At 58.6% G+C, this 17,890-nt stretch carries 14 protein-coding genes; 7 read left to right on the plus strand and 7 right to left on the minus strand.

The window, feature by feature from the left end; genetic code table 11:
* Positions 1-17: 17 nt before the first annotated feature.
* Both rsmG and mnmG read right to left on the minus strand, forming a co-directional pair.
* The gene (gene rsmG / locus ABVN20_RS13895; RefSeq protein WP_368556290.1) at positions 18-662 is read right to left on the minus strand and encodes a 16S rRNA (guanine(527)-N(7))-methyltransferase RsmG; all 645 of its coding nucleotides are present in this window, start codon (positions 660-662) and stop codon (positions 18-20) included.
* On the minus strand, positions 659-2,551 hold the full coding sequence (gene mnmG / locus ABVN20_RS13900) for a tRNA uridine-5-carboxymethylaminomethyl(34) synthesis enzyme MnmG (RefSeq protein WP_368556291.1): 1,893 nt from the start codon (positions 2,549-2,551) through the stop codon (positions 659-661). The genes rsmG and mnmG overlap by 4 nt, the downstream gene beginning before the upstream one ends.
* A gap of 572 nt (positions 2,552-3,123) precedes the next feature.
* Here mnmG and ABVN20_RS13905 point away from each other — a divergent pair.
* The 3 genes from ABVN20_RS13905 (at position 3,124) to ABVN20_RS13915 (ending at position 7,117) form a co-directional block, all read left to right on the plus strand.
* Complete coding sequence (locus tag ABVN20_RS13905; RefSeq protein WP_368556292.1) at positions 3,124-3,630, plus strand: sigma-70 family RNA polymerase sigma factor; 507 nt, start codon at positions 3,124-3,126, stop codon at positions 3,628-3,630.
* Positions 3,627-4,571, plus strand: coding sequence for a FecR domain-containing protein (locus tag ABVN20_RS13910; protein WP_368557706.1), 945 nt, complete (start codon positions 3,627-3,629; stop codon positions 4,569-4,571). Before ABVN20_RS13905 ends, ABVN20_RS13910 begins: the two co-directional genes overlap by 4 nt.
* Before the next feature lie 110 nt (positions 4,572-4,681).
* Positions 4,682-7,117 (plus strand): TonB-dependent siderophore receptor, encoded by a 2,436-nt coding sequence (locus ABVN20_RS13915; protein ID WP_368556294.1) that lies wholly within the window; start codon positions 4,682-4,684, stop codon positions 7,115-7,117.
* 42 nt (positions 7,118-7,159) lie between these two features.
* Here the strand turns inward: ABVN20_RS13915 and mnmE are convergent, their stop codons facing one another.
* The 5 genes from mnmE to rpmH form a co-directional block, all read right to left on the minus strand.
* The gene (mnmE, locus tag ABVN20_RS13920) at positions 7,160-8,530 is read right to left on the minus strand and encodes a tRNA uridine-5-carboxymethylaminomethyl(34) synthesis GTPase MnmE (RefSeq protein WP_368556295.1); all 1,371 of its coding nucleotides are present in this window, start codon (positions 8,528-8,530) and stop codon (positions 7,160-7,162) included.
* An 81-nt stretch (positions 8,531-8,611) separates the two neighbouring features.
* The gene (gene yidC, locus ABVN20_RS13925) at positions 8,612-10,291 is read right to left on the minus strand and encodes a membrane protein insertase YidC (protein ID WP_368556297.1); all 1,680 of its coding nucleotides are present in this window, start codon (positions 10,289-10,291) and stop codon (positions 8,612-8,614) included.
* 2 nt (positions 10,292-10,293) lie between these two features.
* A complete protein-coding gene (gene yidD, locus ABVN20_RS13930) occupies positions 10,294-10,539 on the minus strand; it encodes a membrane protein insertion efficiency factor YidD (protein ID WP_010207715.1) in 246 nt (81 codons plus the stop codon).
* A complete protein-coding gene (gene rnpA / locus ABVN20_RS13935) occupies positions 10,532-10,933 on the minus strand; it encodes a ribonuclease P protein component (protein ID WP_368557707.1) in 402 nt (133 codons plus the stop codon). Before rnpA ends, yidD begins: the two co-directional genes overlap by 8 nt.
* Before the next feature lie 16 nt (positions 10,934-10,949).
* Entirely contained in the window at positions 10,950-11,084 is a 135-nt protein-coding gene (gene rpmH, locus ABVN20_RS13940) for a 50S ribosomal protein L34 (RefSeq protein ID WP_003213577.1), read from the minus strand.
* A 566-nt stretch (positions 11,085-11,650) separates the two neighbouring features.
* Between rpmH and dnaA the strand changes: the two genes are divergently transcribed.
* The 4 genes from dnaA to gyrB are packed head-to-tail and all read left to right on the plus strand — an operon-like array spanning position 11,651 to position 17,868.
* Positions 11,651-13,183: a chromosomal replication initiator protein DnaA gene (gene dnaA / locus ABVN20_RS13945; RefSeq protein ID WP_368556298.1), complete on the plus strand. Its 1,533-nt coding sequence runs from the start codon at positions 11,651-11,653 to the stop codon at positions 13,181-13,183.
* 39 nt (positions 13,184-13,222) lie between these two features.
* The gene (gene dnaN / locus ABVN20_RS13950) at positions 13,223-14,326 is read left to right on the plus strand and encodes a DNA polymerase III subunit beta (protein WP_368556300.1); all 1,104 of its coding nucleotides are present in this window, start codon (positions 13,223-13,225) and stop codon (positions 14,324-14,326) included.
* A gap of 15 nt (positions 14,327-14,341) precedes the next feature.
* A complete protein-coding gene (gene recF, locus ABVN20_RS13955; RefSeq protein WP_368556302.1) occupies positions 14,342-15,445 on the plus strand; it encodes a DNA replication/repair protein RecF in 1,104 nt (367 codons plus the stop codon).
* A 5-nt stretch (positions 15,446-15,450) separates the two neighbouring features.
* On the plus strand, positions 15,451-17,868 hold the full coding sequence (gene gyrB, locus ABVN20_RS13960; protein ID WP_368556303.1) for a DNA topoisomerase (ATP-hydrolyzing) subunit B: 2,418 nt from the start codon (positions 15,451-15,453) through the stop codon (positions 17,866-17,868).
* Positions 17,869-17,890: the final 22 nt, after the last annotated feature.

Below are 17,890 nucleotides of genomic sequence, written 5' to 3' on the forward strand. Positions count from 1 at the left end.
CTTGCTTGTGTTCCCAATCATGCCGTGCGGCGCAGTATCAGCAGATGGCGTTGGCCTTGGCAACCGGGTACGGCCAGGGCGTGTTCGCTATCGAGGTGGAAGTCCGCGGGCAATGCTACCAGTTCATCGGCCGGATGAACGCCCTTCATTGCCAGCCAGCGCGTATCGGCATCGCCGAGGTGGCGGGTCCAGCCGGTGAAGTTCTCCATGCTGCTGAAGGCCCGGGAAATGATCCCGTTGAACGGCTGGGCAGGCTGGAAGGCTTCGACACGACTGTGGATAACTTGCAGGTTATCCAGCTTGAGTTCGAGTTTGACCTGGGTCAGGAAGCGGGTTTTCTTGCCATTGGCGTCCAGGCAGGTGACTTGCGCCTGCGGGAACAGGATGGCCAACGGCACACCCGGCATGCCGCCGCCGCTACCGACGTCGAGCCAGCGACCGTCTTCGATGAATGACATCACGCTCAAACTGTCGAGCAGATGCCGCGAGACCATTTCGTCCGGATCACGCACGGCGGTCAGGTTGTAGGCCTTGTTCCATTTGATCAACAGGGCCAGATAACCCAGCAACTGCGCGTGCTGGGTTTCGGTCAGTGCGACACCGAGCTGGCGAGCGCCTGTGGATAACTCTTCGGCGTGTTTCGAGGTGACCAACGAACTCAAGCGCTTTGCTCCAACTGACGGCCCGCGCCGCGTTTTTTCAAGTGAATCATCAACAGGGAAATCGCCGCCGGCGTAACGCCCGGGATGCGCGAAGCCTGGCCCAGGGTTTCCGGACGGGTGGCGCCCAGCTTGCTCTGGATCTCCTTGGACAGGCCGGAAATGCTCGTGTAGTCGATATCCACAGGCAGTTTGGTGTCTTCACTGGCGCGCAGACGGGCGATTTCGTCCTGTTGACGATCGATGTAGCCGGCGTACTTGGTCTTGATCTCGATCTGTTCGGCGACTTGTTGATCTTCTGCCCCGCCACCGGTCACAGCGACCAAGCCAGCGTAGTCGATTTCCGGACGGCTCAAGAGGTTGAGCAGGTTGTATTCGTGGGTCAGCGGCGTGCCGAATTTTTCGGCAATGGCATCGCCCTGCTCGGTGTTCGGCCGGACCCAAGTGCTTTTCAGCCGCTGCTCTTCCTGCTCGATGCCTTCGCGTTTCGTGCAGAAAGCCGCCCAGCGCGCGTCATCGACCAGGCCCAGCTCGCGACCTTTTTCGGTCAGGCGCAGGTCGGCGTTGTCTTCGCGCAGGATCAGGCGGTATTCGGCGCGGGACGTGAACATCCGGTACGGCTCCTGGGTACCCAGGGTAATCAGGTCGTCGACCAGCACGCCGAGGTAGGCTTCATCGCGACGCGGGCACCAGGCTTCTTTGCCCTGGGCACGCAGCGCGGCGTTGGTTCCGGCCAGCAAACCCTGGGCGCCGGCTTCTTCGTAACCGGTGGTGCCGTTGATCTGACCGGCGAAAAACAGACCGCCGATGACCTTGGTTTCCAGGCTGTACTTCAGGTCCCTTGGGTCGAAGTAGTCATATTCGATGGCGTAACCCGGACGCACGATGTGCGCGTTTTCCATGCCGCGGATCGACTGGACGATCTGCAATTGCACGTCGAACGGCAGGGATGTGGATATCCCGTTCGGGTACAGCTCGTTGGTGGTCAGGCCTTCAGGCTCGATGAACACCTGGTGGCTTTCCTTGTCGGCAAAGCGGTGGATCTTGTCTTCGATCGACGGGCAATAACGCGGGCCAATGCCTTCGATCACCCCGGAATACATCGGCGACCGATCGAGATTGGCCGCGATGATTTCGTGGGTACGCGCATTGGTGTGGGTAATCCAGCAACTGATCTGCTGTGGATGCAGTTCCTTGGAACCCATGAACGACATGACCGGGATCGGTGTGTCACCGGCCTGCTCGGTCATCACCGAGAAATCCACGGATCGGGCGTCAATACGCGGCGGCGTACCGGTTTTCAGGCGGCCGACGCGCAGTGGCAACTCGCGCAAGCGGTGTGCCAGGGCAATCGACGGCGGATCACCGGCACGACCGCCGGAAAAATTCTGCATGCCGATGTGGATAAGTCCACCAAGGAAGGTGCCTGTGGTCAAAACCACCGAATCTGCGAGGAAACGCAGGCCCATTTGGGTGACGACACCGCGCACCTGGTCCTGCTCGACGATCAGGTCATCCGCCGCCTGTTGGAATATCCACAGGTTCGGCTGGTTTTCCAGGATTTCCCGGATGGCCGCCTTATAGAGCGCGCGGTCAGCCTGGGCGCGGGTTGCACGCACGGCCGGGCCTTTACGGCTGTTCAACACGCGGAACTGGATACCGCCTTTATCGGTAGCCAGGGCCATCGCGCCGCCGAGGGCGTCGATTTCCTTGACCAGATGGCTTTTGCCGATACCGCCAATGGCGGGGTTGCAGCTCATGGCACCGAGGGTTTCCACGTTATGCGTCAGCAACAGGGTCTTGACCCCCATACGTGCTGAGGCCAGTGCTGCCTCGGTACCGGCATGACCGCCGCCGATGACGATCACTTCAAAACGGGAAGGGAAATCCACCACGCACCTCGTGCCTGCTTAAGTAGGTAATTCAGGAAAATTTGGGACAGGTTTTTGGACCTGGTCGACAAGTATAGGGACTTCGCCTTCTCTAAAGAACCCTTTGCACAAAATTTAACCAGCTGTGGAGAAGTCGGAGTTATAGAAATTAAAAAGAGAGAAATTTATTAAATCTTTGTTTTTATGTTTATTCTTAGTGCCCCTCCAATCTGTGGATAGATTGACACAGGCCTTTGTAATCAAGGTGTACAGAGATTTATAACCCTGTGCCCATGTGTGAAGGAGGCCCTTGGATAACCGGTTTAAGCCTGTGGATTAAAGTGGTGGTTATCCACAGAGGCGGTTATGTTCAGCTTTCGAGGCCTGTTATCAACGGCCCTCAGGCACGGTTATTCACAGGGCTTAATCCACAGAAAACCGCTCAATGGCGGCAAAATCCGGCACGCATGACCACCTCCCGTTACAAACGGCAGCCGTAATCCATCGCAGAGGGGTGAAGGCAGGGTATTGTGAGGAAGTGTAACAAAAGCTAATAATAGCTATTATCATTAAGCCACCCTCCTCTCCCTTTTATGTCCATGCCACCCCACACCGCAGCAATCGAGCGCATCTACGTGCAGCACCATTCGTGGCTGTATGGATGGTTGAAGGGAAAACTGCATGACGCCTGCGATGCGGCCGACGTGGCGCACGATACGTTCGTACGTATTCTCGGCTCACGGGATGCCAGTCAGATTCGCGAGCCCAGGGATTACCTGGCCACCGTCGCACGCGGGCTGGTGATCGACCGTTATCGTCGGCGTGCCATCGAAGTGGCTTATCTGGAATCCCTGGCCGCACGGCCTGAAGCGACCGCGATCAGTGAAGAAGACAAGGCGCTGATCATCGAAACTCTGGTCGCTGTGGATAAAGCCCTGGCGAACCTCGGCGCCCGGGCCCAGCGCATTTTCATGCTGTCGCAGATCGAAGGGCTGACTTATCAACAGATCGCCGAGCAGATGAAGGTGTCGCTGACCACTGTCAAAAAGCACATGGTCCGTGTCCTCACCGAATGTTCAATGATCATGGCGACGCTCTGATGACTCCGGATCGCAAGGTCTTCGAAGCCGCCGCCACCTGGTACGTACAGTTTCAGGCCGAGCCGCCGACGGCTGCCCAACGTCAGGCCTGGCAACACTGGGTCGACAGCAGCCCGGCGCATCTGGCGGCGTGGAATCAGATGGAACAGGTGCAACGTCATCTGGGCGGGCTGCCCCGGGATGTGTCGCGGCGGGCCTTGTCTTCGACGCAACAACGTCGCCAGGTGCTCAAGCTGTTGCTGATCGTGGCCGGTACCGGTTACCTGGGCTGGAATGTCCAGCAGCACACGCCCTTGGGCAATGTCTGGGCGGACTACCGGACCAAGGTCGGGCAACGGCGCAAGATCGAACTGGCCGACGGCACTCAGGTTCACCTCAATACCGGCACCGCCATTGATGTGCTGTTCGACGGCGAGCAACGCCTGATCCGCTTGCGTGAAGGGGAAATCCTGGTCCGCACCGGCAAACTCGGCGATCAGCGACCGTTCTTCGTCGAAACCCGCGAAGGCCGGGTCAGGGCACTGGGTACGCGCTTTTCGGTGCGGCAGTTGTCCGGATCATCGCGAATCGGCGTGCTCGAGGACCGTGTCAGCGTGCAGCCGAATGATCAGCCGGGGCATTCCCAGGTGCTGGTTGCTGGGGAAGGCGTGGACTTCGACAGTCATGGCGTAGGGGTCATTCACCCCTATCGCTCGACCGAAGCGGCCTGGATCAACGGCCAATTGATCGTCCTCGATGCGCCCCTGGGGGAAGTGATCGCAGAACTCGGCCGTTACCGCGCCGGGGTCCTGCATTGTGATGAGCGTGCGGCACGCCTGCGGGTTTCCGGAACGTTCCGCCTGGATTCCACGGAGGCTGTGCTGGCCAACCTGCAAGCTTCACTGCCGGTCAGTGTCAGTTATTTCACGCGTTATTGGGTGTCGATCAAGCAGGTCGGTTGAGCCGATCAAAACTTTTTCACGTCGGGGGTTATCTTTTTTTTCCCTGTAACGGCCCTACAGGTAATCGCGGTTCAACGCGGCATTTGCCACCTTCAGGGCTTTGACTACCCATGCGACTTCCTCACTTGCGTAAGCGTTTTACTCCCCACTGCATCGCCTACAGTTTGCTGATGACCAGCGCCGCCACTGGCGTGCTGTTCGCTCCCCAGGTGATGGCCGCCGATGCGACGCAGCGTTACGCCATTGCGGCCGGCCCGCTGGATAAAGCCCTGAGCCAGTTCGCCTCGGTGGCCAACGTGATTCTTTCGTTCTCGCCACAACAGACCGCCAACCTGCGCACACAGGGTCTGTCCGGCAGTTATTCGGTGGATCAGGGCTTCTCCATTCTGTTGCAAGGTTCCGGATTGCAGGCCGTGCCCCAGGCGCCAGGCAGTTACATCCTGCAAACGGTCCCCGACAGCGGTCCCCTGGTACTCGGCACCACCAACATCAACGGCCAGCAGCCGAACGCGATGAACCTCGATTACGCCGCTGACACAGGGTACAAGGCCAACAACAGTCGGGTGGGCAGCAAGACCAGCACGCCCCTGTCGGAAACCCCGCGCTCGATCTCGGTGGTCACCGCCCAGCGCATGAAGGATCAGAAATCCCAGACCCTGACCGAGGTCCTGGGTTATGTGCCCGGTATCTTCGCCCCGCCGTTCGCGGCCGGTGACAGCCTGGCCGGCGACCTGTTCTTCATCCGCGGTTTCAACGCGACGGACTACGGCTACGGTCTGCTGCGCGACGGTCTGCGTGTGCAAGGCAACCGCTATGACACCACTACCGAACCCTACGGCCTGGAGCGGGTTGAAGTATTCCGCGGCCCGTCGTCATTGCTGTATGGCGAAAACGCGCCGGGCGGCCTGGTCAACCTGGTGAGCAAGCGTCCGACCGCCGCGCCGCAAGGCGAAGTGCAGCTCGGTTACGGTTCCAATAACCGTCGGCAATTGGGTATCGACGTCTCCGGCCCGTTGAACGACAGCGGCAATGTGCTGGGCCGGGTGGTGATGCTGGGACGCAATTCCGACACGCAAACCAAACATGTGCCGGACGACCGGATCTACATCGCACCTTCCCTGACCCTGAATTTCGATGACTACAACACGCTGACCCTGCTGGCCAACTACCAGAAGGATCACACCAACATGGAACTTGGCCTGCCCGCCGCCGGCACCCTGTTGAACAACCCCAACGGCAAACTCGACAAGGACACCATGCTGGGGGATCCGGACTGGAACACCTTCGAACGGGAAACCTGGAGTGCCGGCTACGAGTTCAGCCACAGCTTCAACGATGACTGGCAGTTCCGGCAGAACTCGCGCTACATGCAATCGCGCATCAACCGTCATGAAACCTGGCCGGGCAACCTGAACAACGCCGGGTTTGGTACGCGCGTGAACATGACCGCCTACGATCGCTTCAACAAGTCGATGGTCTACTCGCTGGATAACCAGCTGGAAGGCAAATTCCAGGTCGGTGGCCTGGAAAACACCGTACTGTTTGGCGGCAGCTTTGACCGCACCTCGTTCAATCAGGACTGGAACGCCGGGCTGGTGGGGCCGATTGACGTCTACAATCCGGTTTACCTGCGTGATCCGACTACCCCGATTGCCGTGCAGAACACCTTGCTGGAACAGGAAATGAAGGGGGTTTATGCACAGATCCAGAGTAAGTATGACCACTGGCTGTTCCTGCTGGGTGGTCGTCAGGACTGGGTCGACAGCGATTTCCGCGACAAGGTGGCCAGCGCCGGCAACATCAGCTCTGTGGATAAGAAGTTCACCTACCAGGGCGGCGTGATGTACCAGTTCGACAATGGCCTGACGCCCTACGTCAGTTACTCCACAGCCTTTGTCCCGGTACAGCAGATCTCCAACTCCGGCCGGCCGCTGGACCCGATCACCAGCAGCCAGTATGAAGTGGGCCTGAAATATGAACCGGTGGGTTGGGATACCTCCTTCACCGCCTCGGTGTATGACCTGCGCAAGAAGGACGACACTTACCTGGACGCCACCACTTCGACCTATCGCCAGGTGGGCGAAAGCCGGTCCAAGGGCGTGGAACTGGAGCTGAACAGCAACCTGACGCCCAACCTCAACCTGACGGCGGCCTACACCTACACCGATGCGCGGATTACCAAGGACTCCGCGACGTCGCTGGTCGAAGGGCATCAGATGACTGGCGTCCCGCGTAACCAGGCGTCGGTGTGGGCCAAATACCGCTTTCTCGAAAGCAGCCTCAAAGGTCTGTATGTCGGTGGTGGCGTGCGTTACTTCGACAGTGCCTTCGCCTACACCCCGGCCACCCTGTACGGAAAACTCGATGCCGGCGACGTCACTCTGGTGGATGCGGCTATCGGCTACCAGATCGACAGCCACTGGAGCGTCGACCTGAACGCGAAGAACCTGTTCGATAAGGAATACGTGTCTGGATGTAACGACGCCGGTCGCTGCTACTGGGGCGAAGAACGCACCTTGCTGGGGACGGTGTCTTACAACTGGTAAGGCTGAAGGGCGCTGTGGATAAGTTGTCCACAGCGCCTTTCATCACTTGCCGATGCAGAAACTGGAGAAGATCCTGCCGAGCAAATCATCGGAGCTGAACGCGCCGGTGATTTCACCCAGCGATTGCTGGGCCTGGCGCAGGTCCTCGGCCAGCAATTCCCCCGCTCCCGCCAAGGTCAGCTGGGCACGGCCGTGCTCCAGGGCATCACTGGCATGGCGCAGTGCCTCCAGATGACGACGGCGTGCGCTGAAACTGCTTTCCGACGTCTGTTCATAACCCATGCATGCCTTAAGGTGATCGCGCAGCAGTTCCAGTCCCATGTCGGCAGACTTGGCACTGAGACTGATCGTCACGTGGCCGTCGTCGCTGACATCCAGGGCGACGGCTTCACCGGTCAGGTCGGCCTTGTTGCGGATCAGCGTGACCTTCGCCGGATCCGGGCGGCTTTCGAGGAATTCCGGCCACAGCGCAAACGGATCGAGCGCCTCGGGGGCCGTGGCATCGACCACCAGCAACACGCGATCGGCTTCGCCAATGGCCTTGAGTGCCCGTTCGACGCCAATCTTTTCCACATGGTCATCGGTATCGCGCAGGCCGGCGGTGTCCACCACGTGCAGGGGCATGCCGTCGATGTGGATATGTTCGCGCAGGACATCACGGGTGGTGCCGGCAATCTCGGTGACAATCGCCGCTTCGCGCCCGGCCAGGGCATTGAGCAGGCTGGATTTGCCGGCATTCGGCCGACCGGCGATCACCACGGTCATGCCATCACGGAGCAAGGCGCCCTGCCCGGCTTCACGCATCACTGTGGATAACTCTCCACGTACCTTGTCGAGCATGCTCAACACATGGCCGTCGGCGAGAAAGTCGATTTCCTCCTCCGGAAAGTCGATCGCTGCCTCAACATAGATGCGCAGGCCGATCAGCTGTTCGGTCAAGTTATGCACGCGCGCGGAGAACGCGCCCTGCAACGAACGCAATGCATTGCGCGCGGCCTGTGCAGAACTCGCTTCGATCAAGTCGGCGATGGCTTCGGCCTGTGCCAGGTCGAGCTTGTCATTGAGGAAGGCGCGTTCGCTGAATTCCCCCGGCCGGGCCAGACGGCAACCCAGTTCCAGGCAACGCTGCAGGAGCATATCCAGGACCACCGGCCCGCCGTGCCCCTGCAACTCCAGCACGTCTTCGCCGGTGAACGAGTTCGGCCCGGGGAAGTACAGCGCGATGCCCTGATCCAGGACCTCGTCGTCTGCACCGAGGAACGGCCCGTAGTGAGCGAAGCGGGCTTTAAGTTCGCGACCGCTGAAAGCCTTGGCTGCAACGCTGGCCAACGGCCCGGAAATACGCACGATGCCGACACCGCCACGACCTTGAGCCGTGGCGACGGCAGCGATGGTTTCACGGGGAGCGCTCATAAACCGGTATCCAGAGACAAAAGTGACAGATAGCAAAACGCCCCACTAGGGGGCGTTTTGAGTGGTTATCCACAGTGTAAATCAGGCAGCCGCTTTGGTAGCTGCTTCGATTTTACGGGTGATGTACCACTGTTGGGCGATCGACAGGCAGTTGTTCACTACCCAGTACAGCACCAGACCGGCCGGGAACCACAGGAAGAAGAAGGTGAAGATGATTGGCATCATTTTCATCACCTTGGCCTGCATCGGATCCGGAGGAGTCGGGTTCAACTGCTGCTGGATGAACATGGTTGCACCCATGATGATCGGCAGAATGAAGAACGGATCCTTGATCGACAGGTCAGTAATCCACAGCATGAACGGCGCCTGACGCATTTCCACGCTTTCCAGCAGAACCCAGTACAAGGAGAGGAAAACCGGCATCTGCACGAGGATTGGCAAGCAACCACCCAGCGGATTGATCTTCTCTTTCTTGTACAGCTCCATCATGGCTTGCGACATTTTCTGCCGGTCGTCGCCATGTTGCTCTTTCAGCGCAGCCAGTTTCGGGGCTACAGCGCGCATGCGGGCCATGGATTTGTAGCTGGCGGCCGACAACGGGAAGAAGATCCCCTTGATCAGCATGGTCAGGAAAATGATCGACCAGCCCCAGTTACCCACAATTGCGTGGATGTGTTGCAGCAACCAGAAGATCGGTTGAGCGATGAACCACAGAATGCCGTAGTCGACAGTCAGTTCCAGGCCTGGGGATAACTCTTTCAGCACCGCCTGGCTTTTCGGGCCGGCGTACAGAATGGCGCTGGTTTCAGCCTTGGCACCCGGAGCCACGGTCAGCGAAGGACCGGTGTAACCGATGATGTAGTTGCCTTTGCTGTCTTTACGGGTCTGGACGACGTTGTTTTCGCCTTTAGCCGGAATCCACGCGGTCACGAAGTAGTGTTGCAGCCAGGCAACCCAACCACCGTTGACGGTTTCTTTCAGCTGAGCCTTGTCCATGTCCTTCATCGACACTTTCTTGTACGGCTCGGAACTTGTCCACAGGGCGGCGCCCAGGTAAGTCGCGGTGCCGGTGGCAGTGCTGGAAGACGGATCGGAGCTGGCATCGCGCTTCAACTGCGCGAACATTGCACCCGACCATGGCTGGGCGCTTTCGTTGTCGATCAGATAGGTGACGGTGACGTCATACAGGCCACGCTTCAGGGTGAAACGCTTGATGTAGTTGACGCCGTCCTTGCTGAACTTCAGGTCCACGACCAATTGGTCCTGACCGTCAGCCAGCTGATAAACCTTCTTCTCCGAGGAGTAAACCGGACGACCGGCAGGATTTGCATCCGGACCGTTGGTACCGATCAGGCCGCTTTGGGCCAGATAAGTACGCTCGTTACCGTTGTCGAACAACTGGAACGGAATTTCCGGATGGTCCTGGCGACGCGGATACAGCGGCAGAGTCAACTGGGCAACATCGCCACCCTGTGGATCGACTGCCAGGTTGAGCACATCCGTTTTGATCTGGATGAGGTCCTTGCTCACAGCCACTGGCGTTTCAGCCGGTGCACTGGTATCGCTTGCGGCGCGCGGAATGTCGTCACTGACAGCAGCATTATTGCCAGTTGGCGTATCCGGCAGACCGGCAGTGGTCGTACTGGCTGCAACATTCTGAGTCGGCAGGGCAGCCTGGCCATAGTCCTGGTTCCATTTGAGAACCAAAACGTAGGACACGATTGCCAGGGCGACGATCAGGATCGTGCGTTTGATATCCATGATTACTCGGCCATCGAAGAAGAACGGGAGGTAGGGATAGGTGGAACCGGGTCATAACCACCGGGATTCCACGGATGACAGCGACCTAAACGACGAAAGGTCAGCCAGCCACCGCGCAGAAGGCCATGATTTTCGATGGCTTCCAACGCGTAGCAGGAACAACTGGGGTAGAAACGACAGTGACTGGCCATCAGTGGGCTAATGGCGTAGCGATAAAACTGGATCGGAACGAGCGCCAGTTTACGCATCTGGACTGTCTACCCCTACAGTTTCGGTTTTGACTGCTGGTGCTGGCTTGCTGCGTGCCAGACGCTTCCAGAGTTTGCCGAAATGCTGAATCAATTCGGGGTTTTCTACATCACCCAAACCTTTGCGCGCGACGATAACGATGTCCCAGCCGACCAGTGAATCCTGGTTCAGACGGAACGATTCGCGCATAAGACGTTTGAGGCGATTGCGCTCAACGGAGAGCTTTACGCTCTTTTTCCCGATAACCAGCCCGAGACGGGGGTGATCGAGTTCGTTGTTGCGCGCAAGGAGCAGGAGATTTTTCCCCGGTACCTTGCCGGTAGGGGAGTCAAAGACTGCCTTGAAATGCCGGGGTGTAAGCAGACGCTTTTCCCGACTGAAGTCCTGACTCACCTGCAGTGCCGGATTATCAAACTGCCAGACGCGCACGACCTTTGGCGCGACGACGCGACAGGACGGCACGACCGTTTTTGGTAGCCATGCGAGCACGGAAACCGTGGGTGCGAGCGCGTTTGATAGTGCTTGGTTGGAAAGTACGTTTCATGTCGTGTTACCTGGTTCGTCCACAACGGGCCGGAATGGCCCCCGTTTTAAGAGACCGGGGATTCTAGAGAAAGCAAGCCCGCAGGTCAATTTCCAACCAGCATTTCCTTATAGATAGATCCGTGACGACCCTGGCACGCTTGTCATCCTGGCTAAACATAAAAATAAAGAAGGAAAGTATTTAAAGCTTTTCTGTAAAGCTTGTAAAAGCTTAGGCCGCCATCTTCTGTGGATAACCAGCTCGAAGCCTTCTATCACGTGATGTACAGAGAATGACAACTACAGTGGAAAACCGTGTTCAGCCTGTGCTGCGATGGCGGATAAGCTGTGTGTGAAACGAGCGGTTATCCACAGGCAGGTTATCCACCGACTTACCCTTCGAGTTGTGCAACGATCTCAAGGATGGTTATCCACAGAGCTTATTCACAGACCACTGGTCGTCTTTTTTTCGTATAAATCGTTGATTCTTCTTGGTCACTGACCCACCTACGTGTGGATAAGTCGGCGTCTGGTCGCTACAATGGCCGCTTGTTTTTGCCGCACCGGCTTTCAACTTAGGGGATATCCGTGTCAGTGGAACTTTGGCAGCAGTGCGTGGAGCTTTTGCGCGATGAGCTGCCTGCCCAACAATTCAACACTTGGATCCGTCCACTACAGGTCGAAGCCGAAGGCGACGAGTTGCGTGTCTACGCACCGAACCGTTTTGTTCTCGACTGGGTCAACGAAAAGTACCTGGGCCGTGTCCTCGAACTGCTGGATGAGCATGGCAACGGCATGGCGCCCGCGCTTTCCTTATTAATAGGCAGCAAGCGCAGCTCTGCCCCACGTGCCGCACCCAATGCGCCACTGGCGGCAGCCGCTGCCTCTCAGGCTCAAGCCCAGGCGGCCCACGCGCCAGTCAGCGCACCGGCACCCGTCTCGGCGCCGGCAGCGGCACCGAAGGCATCGAGCCAGAGCGTGACGCAGGAAGATGAAGAGCCGTCGCGCGACAGCTTCGATCCCATGGCGGGCGCCAGCTCGCAGCAGGCTCCGGTTCGTTCCGAACAGCGTACGGTCCAGGTTGAAGGTGCGCTCAAGCACACCAGTTACCTGAACCGCACGTTCACCTTCGAGAACTTCGTCGAGGGTAAGTCCAACCAACTGGCCCGGGCTGCGGCCTGGCAGGTGGCGGACAACCCCAAGCATGGTTACAACCCGCTCTTCCTTTATGGTGGCGTCGGCCTGGGTAAGACCCACTTGATGCACGCGGTGGGTAACCATCTGCTGAAGAAGAATCCGAATGCCAAGGTCGTTTACCTGCATTCCGAGCGTTTCGTGGCCGACATGGTCAAGGCGCTGCAACTGAACGCCATCAACGAGTTCAAGCGCTTCTACCGTTCGGTGGACGCGTTGCTGATCGATGACATTCAATTCTTCGCCCGCAAGGAACGCTCCCAGGAAGAGTTTTTCCACACCTTCAACGCCCTGCTTGAAGGTGGCCAGCAGGTCATTCTCACCAGTGACCGCTACCCGAAGGAAATCGAAGGCCTCGAAGAGCGCCTCAAGTCCCGTTTCGGCTGGGGCCTGACGGTTGCCGTCGAGCCGCCGGAGCTGGAAACCCGTGTGGCGATCCTGATGAAGAAGGCCGACCAGGCCAAAGTCGAACTGCCTCACGACGCGGCGTTCTTTATCGCCCAGCGTATTCGCTCCAACGTCCGTGAGCTGGAAGGCGCGCTCAAGCGTGTCATCGCCCACTCGCACTTCATGGGCCGCGACATCACCATCGAGCTGATCCGCGAATCCCTGAAAGACCTGTTGGCGCTGCAAGATAAACTGGTCTCTGTGGATAACATTCAGCGCACCGTCGCCGAGTACTACAAGATCAAGATTTCCGACCTGCTGTCCAAGCGCCGTTCGCGCTCGGTCGCACGTCCGCGTCAGGTTGCCATGGCGTTGTCCAAGGAGTTGACTAACCACAGCCTGCCGGAAATCGGCGATGTGTTTGGCGGCCGCGACCACACCACGGTTTTGCACGCCTGTCGCAAGATCAACGAGCTTAAGGAATCCGACGCGGACATCCGCGAGGACTACAAGAACCTGCTGCGTACATTGACCACTTGATGAACTCCAGCGCAGCTAACTAAGGCAAGGGACTAGACCATGCATTTCACCATTCAACGCGAAGCCCTGTTGAAACCCCTGCAACTGGTCGCAGGCGTCGTCGAGCGCCGCCAGACCTTGCCGGTGCTCTCCAACGTGCTGCTGGTTGTCGAAGGCCAGCAACTGTCGCTGACCGGTACCGACCTGGAAGTCGAGCTGGTCGGTCGTGTAGAGCTCGAAGAGCCGGCCGATCCGGGTTCCATCACCGTGCCTGCGCGCAAGCTGATGGACATCTGCAAGAGCTTGCCGAACGACGCGCTGATCGACATCAAGGTCGATGAGCAAAAGCTGGTGGTCAAGGCCGGCCGTAGCCGCTTCACCCTGTCGACGCTGCCTGCCAACGACTTCCCGACTGTTGAAGAAGGTCCGGGTTCGCTGACGACCAGCCTGGAACAAAGCAAGCTGCGCCGCCTGATCGAGCGCACCAGCTTCGCCATGGCTCAGCAGGACGTGCGCTACTACCTCAACGGCATGCTGCTGGAAGTTTCCACCGACGTTATCCGTGCCGTGGCGACCGATGGTCACCGCCTGGCGATGTGCTCGATGCAAGCCGATATCGGCCAGCAGGATCGCCATCAGGTGATCGTGCCGCGCAAAGGTATCCTTGAACTGGCGCGCCTGCTCACCGAGCCGGATGGCAATGTCAGCATCGTACTGGGCCAGCACCACATTCGTGCCACCACCAGCGAATTCACCTTCACCTCGAAACTGGTCGACGGCAAGTTCCCTGACTACGAGCGCGTCCTGCCCAAGGGCGGCGACAAACTGGTACTGGGTGATCGCCAGGCGCTGCGTGAAGCATTCAGCCGTACCGCGATTCTGTCCAACGAGAAATACCGTGGCATTCGCCTGCAACTGGCCAACGGTCAGTTGAAAATCCAGGCCAACAACCCGGAACAGGAAGAAGCGGAAGAAGAAGTTGGCGTTGAGTACAACGGCGGCAACCTGGAGATCGGCTTCAACGTGAGCTACCTGCTCGACGTCCTGGGCGTGATGACCACCGAACAGGTTCGCCTGATCCTGTCCGACTCCAACAGCAGTGCGCTGGTGCAGGAATCGGACAACGATGATTCGGCCTACGTCGTCATGCCGATGCGTCTGTAATCAGCGCAAAGCGAGATGTCCTTAAGTCGCGTCTCGGTCACCGCGGTGCGCAATCTGCACCCGGTGACCTTCTCCCCCTCCCCCCGAATCAACATTCTTTACGGCGCCAACGGCAGCGGCAAAACCAGTGTTCTGGAAGCCATTCACCTGCTGGGGCTTGCCCGTTCGTTTCGTAGCACCCGCTTGTTGCCGGTCATCCAATACGAACAGTTGGCCTGCACGGTCTTTGGCCAGGTCGAATTGGCTGAAGGTGGGCAAAGCGCATTGGGGATCTCCCGGGACCGCCAGGGCGAATTCCAGATTCGCATCGACGGGCAGAATGCACGTAGCGCGGCGCAACTGGCGGAAATACTGCCACTGCAACTGATCAACCCGGACAGCTTTCGGCTGCTCGAAGGGGCACCGAAGATCCGCCGGCAGTTTCTCGACTGGGGTGTGTTCCACGTGGAACCACGATTCATGTCGACCTGGCAGCGGTTGCAGAAGGCCCTGCGCCAGAGAAACTCTTGGCTGCGACATGGTACACTTGACGCCGTTTCGCAAGCGGTTTGGGACAGGGAACTGTGCCAGGCCAGCGCTGAAATAGATGAATACCGCCGCGCCTATATCAAAGCCTTGAAACCAGTCTTTGAACAGACCTTGAGCGAATTGGTTGAGCTTGAGGGTTTGACGCTCAGCTATTACCGAGGCTGGGACAAAGACCGCGAGTTGAGTGCAGTGCTCGCCGGGTCCCTTCAACGGGACCAGCAAATGGGTCATACCCAGGCCGGACCACAGCGTGCTGATTTGCGCCTCAGACTGGGGGCAAACAATGCCGCGGATATCTTGTCCCGCGGTCAGCAGAAGCTGGTGGTCTGTGCGTTGCGTATCGCCCAGGGGCATCTAGTCAGCCAGGCTCGACGCGGCCAGTGTATTTATCTGGTGGATGACTTGCCGTCCGAACTCGACGAGCAGCATCGCCGCGCGCTCTGCCGCTTGCTGGAAGACTTACGCTGCCAGGTGTTCATCACCTGTGTAGACCACGAATTACTGAGGGACGGCTGGCAGACGGAAACGCCAGTCGCTCTGTTCCACGTGGAACAGGGCCGTATCACCCAGACCCACGACCATCGGGAGTGAAGGCATTGAGCGAAGAAAACACGTACGACTCATCGAGCATTAAAGTGCTGAAAGGCCTGGATGCCGTGCGCAAACGTCCCGGTATGTACATTGGTGATACTGACGATGGCAGCGGTCTTCACCACATGGTGTTCGAGGTGGTCGACAACTCGATCGACGAAGCGTTGGCCGGTCACTGTGACGACATCAGCATCATCATTCACCCGGATGAATCCATCACCGTTCGCGACAACGGCCGTGGCATCCCGGTAGACGTGCACAAAGAAGAAGGCGTTTCCGCAGCCGAGGTCATCATGACCGTGCTGCACGCCGGCGGTAAGTTCGACGACAACTCCTACAAAGTATCCGGCGGTCTGCACGGCGTAGGTGTATCGGTAGTGAACGCCCTGTCCGAAGAGCTGGTGCTCACCGTTCGCCGCAGCGGCAAGATCTGGGAACAGACCTACGTCCACGGCGTGCCGCAGGCACCGATGGCCATCGTGGGTGACAGCGACACCACCGGTACCCAGATTCACTTCAAGGCTTCCCAGGAAACCTTCAAGAACATTCACTTCAGCTGGGACATCCTGGCCAAGCGTATCCGTGAACTGTCCTTCCTCAACTCCGGTGTCGGTATCGTCCTCAAGGACGAGCGCAGCGGCAAGGAAGAGCTGTTCAAGTACGAAGGCGGCCTGCGTGCGTTCGTTGAATACCTGAACACCAACAAGACTGCGGTCAACCAGGTGTTCCACTTCAACATCCAGCGTGAAGATGGCATCGGCGTGGAAATCGCCCTGCAGTGGAACGACAGCTTCAACGAGAACCTGTTGTGCTTCACCAACAACATTCCACAGCGCGATGGCGGTACTCACCTGGTGGGCTTCCGTTCGGCGCTGACGCGTAACCTGAACAACTACATCGAGCAGGAAGGCCTGGCCAAGAAGCACAAGGTCGCCACCACCGGTGATGACGCCCGTGAAGGCCTGACCGCGATCATCTCGGTGAAGGTGCCGGATCCGAAGTTCAGCTCCCAGACCAAGGACAAGCTGGTGTCTTCCGAAGTGAAGACCGCTGTCGAACAGGAAATGGGCAAGTACTTCTCCGACTTCCTGCTGGAGAACCCGAACGAAGCCAAGCTGGTCGTTGGCAAGATGATCGACGCGGCGCGTGCCCGTGAAGCGGCGCGTAAGGCCCGTGAGATGACCCGCCGCAAAGGCGCGCTGGACATCGCCGGCCTGCCGGGAAAACTGGCTGACTGCCAGGAAAAGGACCCTGCCCTCTCCGAACTGTACCTGGTGGAAGGTGACTCTGCTGGCGGTTCCGCCAAGCAGGGTCGTAACCGTCGCACCCAAGCGATCCTGCCGCTCAAGGGCAAGATCCTCAACGTCGAGAAGGCACGCTTCGACAAGATGATCTCTTCCCAGGAAGTGGGCACCTTGATCACCGCGCTGGGCTGCGGTATCGGCCGCGAAGAGTACAACATCGACAAGCTGCGTTATCACAACATCATCATCATGACCGATGCTGACGTCGACGGTTCGCACATCCGTACCCTGCTGCTGACCTTCTTCTTCCGTCAGTTGCCGGAGCTGATCGAGCGTGGCTACATCTACATCGCCCAGCCACCGCTGTACAAGGTCAAGAAAGGCAAGCAAGAGCAATACATCAAAGACGACGACGCCATGGAAGAGTACATGACGCAGTCGGCCCTGGAAGATGCGAGCCTGCACCTGAACGAAGATGCTCCTGGCATTTCCGGTGAAGCGCTGGAGCGCCTGGTGAATGACTTCCGCATGGTGATGAAGACCCTCAAGCGTCTGTCGCGCCTGTACCCGCAGGAGCTGACCGAGCACTTCATCTACCTGCCGGCCGTGAGCCTGGAAAAACTCGGCGATCACGCCGCCATGCAGGAATGGCTGACCCAATACGAAACCCGCCTGCGCACGTCCGAGAAGTCGGGCCTGGTCTACAAAGCCAGCCTGCGTGAAGACCGTGAGCGTGGCGTGTGGCTGCCGGAAGTCGAACTGACCTCCCATGGCCTGTCGAGCTACGTCACCTTCAACCGCGACTTCTTCGGCAGCAACGACTACAAAACCGTCGTCTCGCTGGGCGCACAACTGAGCACTCTGCTGGACGAAGGCGCGTACGTACAGCGCGGCGAGCGTCGCAAGTCGGTTACCGAGTTCAAGGAAGCCCTGGACTGGCTGATGGCGGAAAGCACCAAGCGTCACACCATCCAGCGTTACAAAGGTCTGGGTGAAATGAACCCGGATCAGCTGTGGGAAACCACCATGGACCCAAGCGTTCGCCGGATGCTCAAAGTGACCATCGAAGACGCCATTGGCGCTGACCAGATCTTCAACACCCTGATGGGTGATGCGGTCGAACCTCGCCGTGACTTCATCGAAAGCAACGCCCTGGCGGTGTCCAACCTGGATTTCTGATCCGGCAACAGACTCGCCAAGC

The sequence above is a fragment of the Pseudomonas sp. MYb118 genome, assembly GCF_040947875.1.
In the GTDB taxonomy this organism is placed as follows: Bacteria; Pseudomonadota; Gammaproteobacteria; order Pseudomonadales; family Pseudomonadaceae; genus Aquipseudomonas.

Excerpts from the sequence above, each read along its gene's own strand:
- ABVN20_RS13905 (WP_368556292.1), top strand. The coding sequence starts at position 3,124 with ATGTCCATGCCACCCCACACCGCAGCAATCGAGCGCATCTACGTGCAG.
- ABVN20_RS13915 (WP_368556294.1), top strand. The coding sequence starts at position 4,682 with ATGCGACTTCCTCACTTGCGTAAGCGTTTTACTCCCCACTGCATCGCC.
- mnmE (WP_368556295.1), bottom strand. The coding sequence starts at position 8,530 with ATGAGCGCTCCCCGTGAAACCATCGCTGCCGTCGCCACGGCTCAAGGT.
- yidC (WP_368556297.1), bottom strand. The coding sequence starts at position 10,291 with ATGGATATCAAACGCACGATCCTGATCGTCGCCCTGGCAATCGTGTCC.
- yidD (WP_010207715.1), bottom strand. The coding sequence starts at position 10,539 with ATGCGTAAACTGGCGCTCGTTCCGATCCAGTTTTATCGCTACGCCATT.
- rpmH (WP_003213577.1), bottom strand. The coding sequence starts at position 11,084 with ATGAAACGTACTTTCCAACCAAGCACTATCAAACGCGCTCGCACCCAC.
- dnaN (WP_368556300.1), top strand. The coding sequence starts at position 13,223 with ATGCATTTCACCATTCAACGCGAAGCCCTGTTGAAACCCCTGCAACTG.
- recF (WP_368556302.1), top strand. The coding sequence starts at position 14,342 with ATGTCCTTAAGTCGCGTCTCGGTCACCGCGGTGCGCAATCTGCACCCG.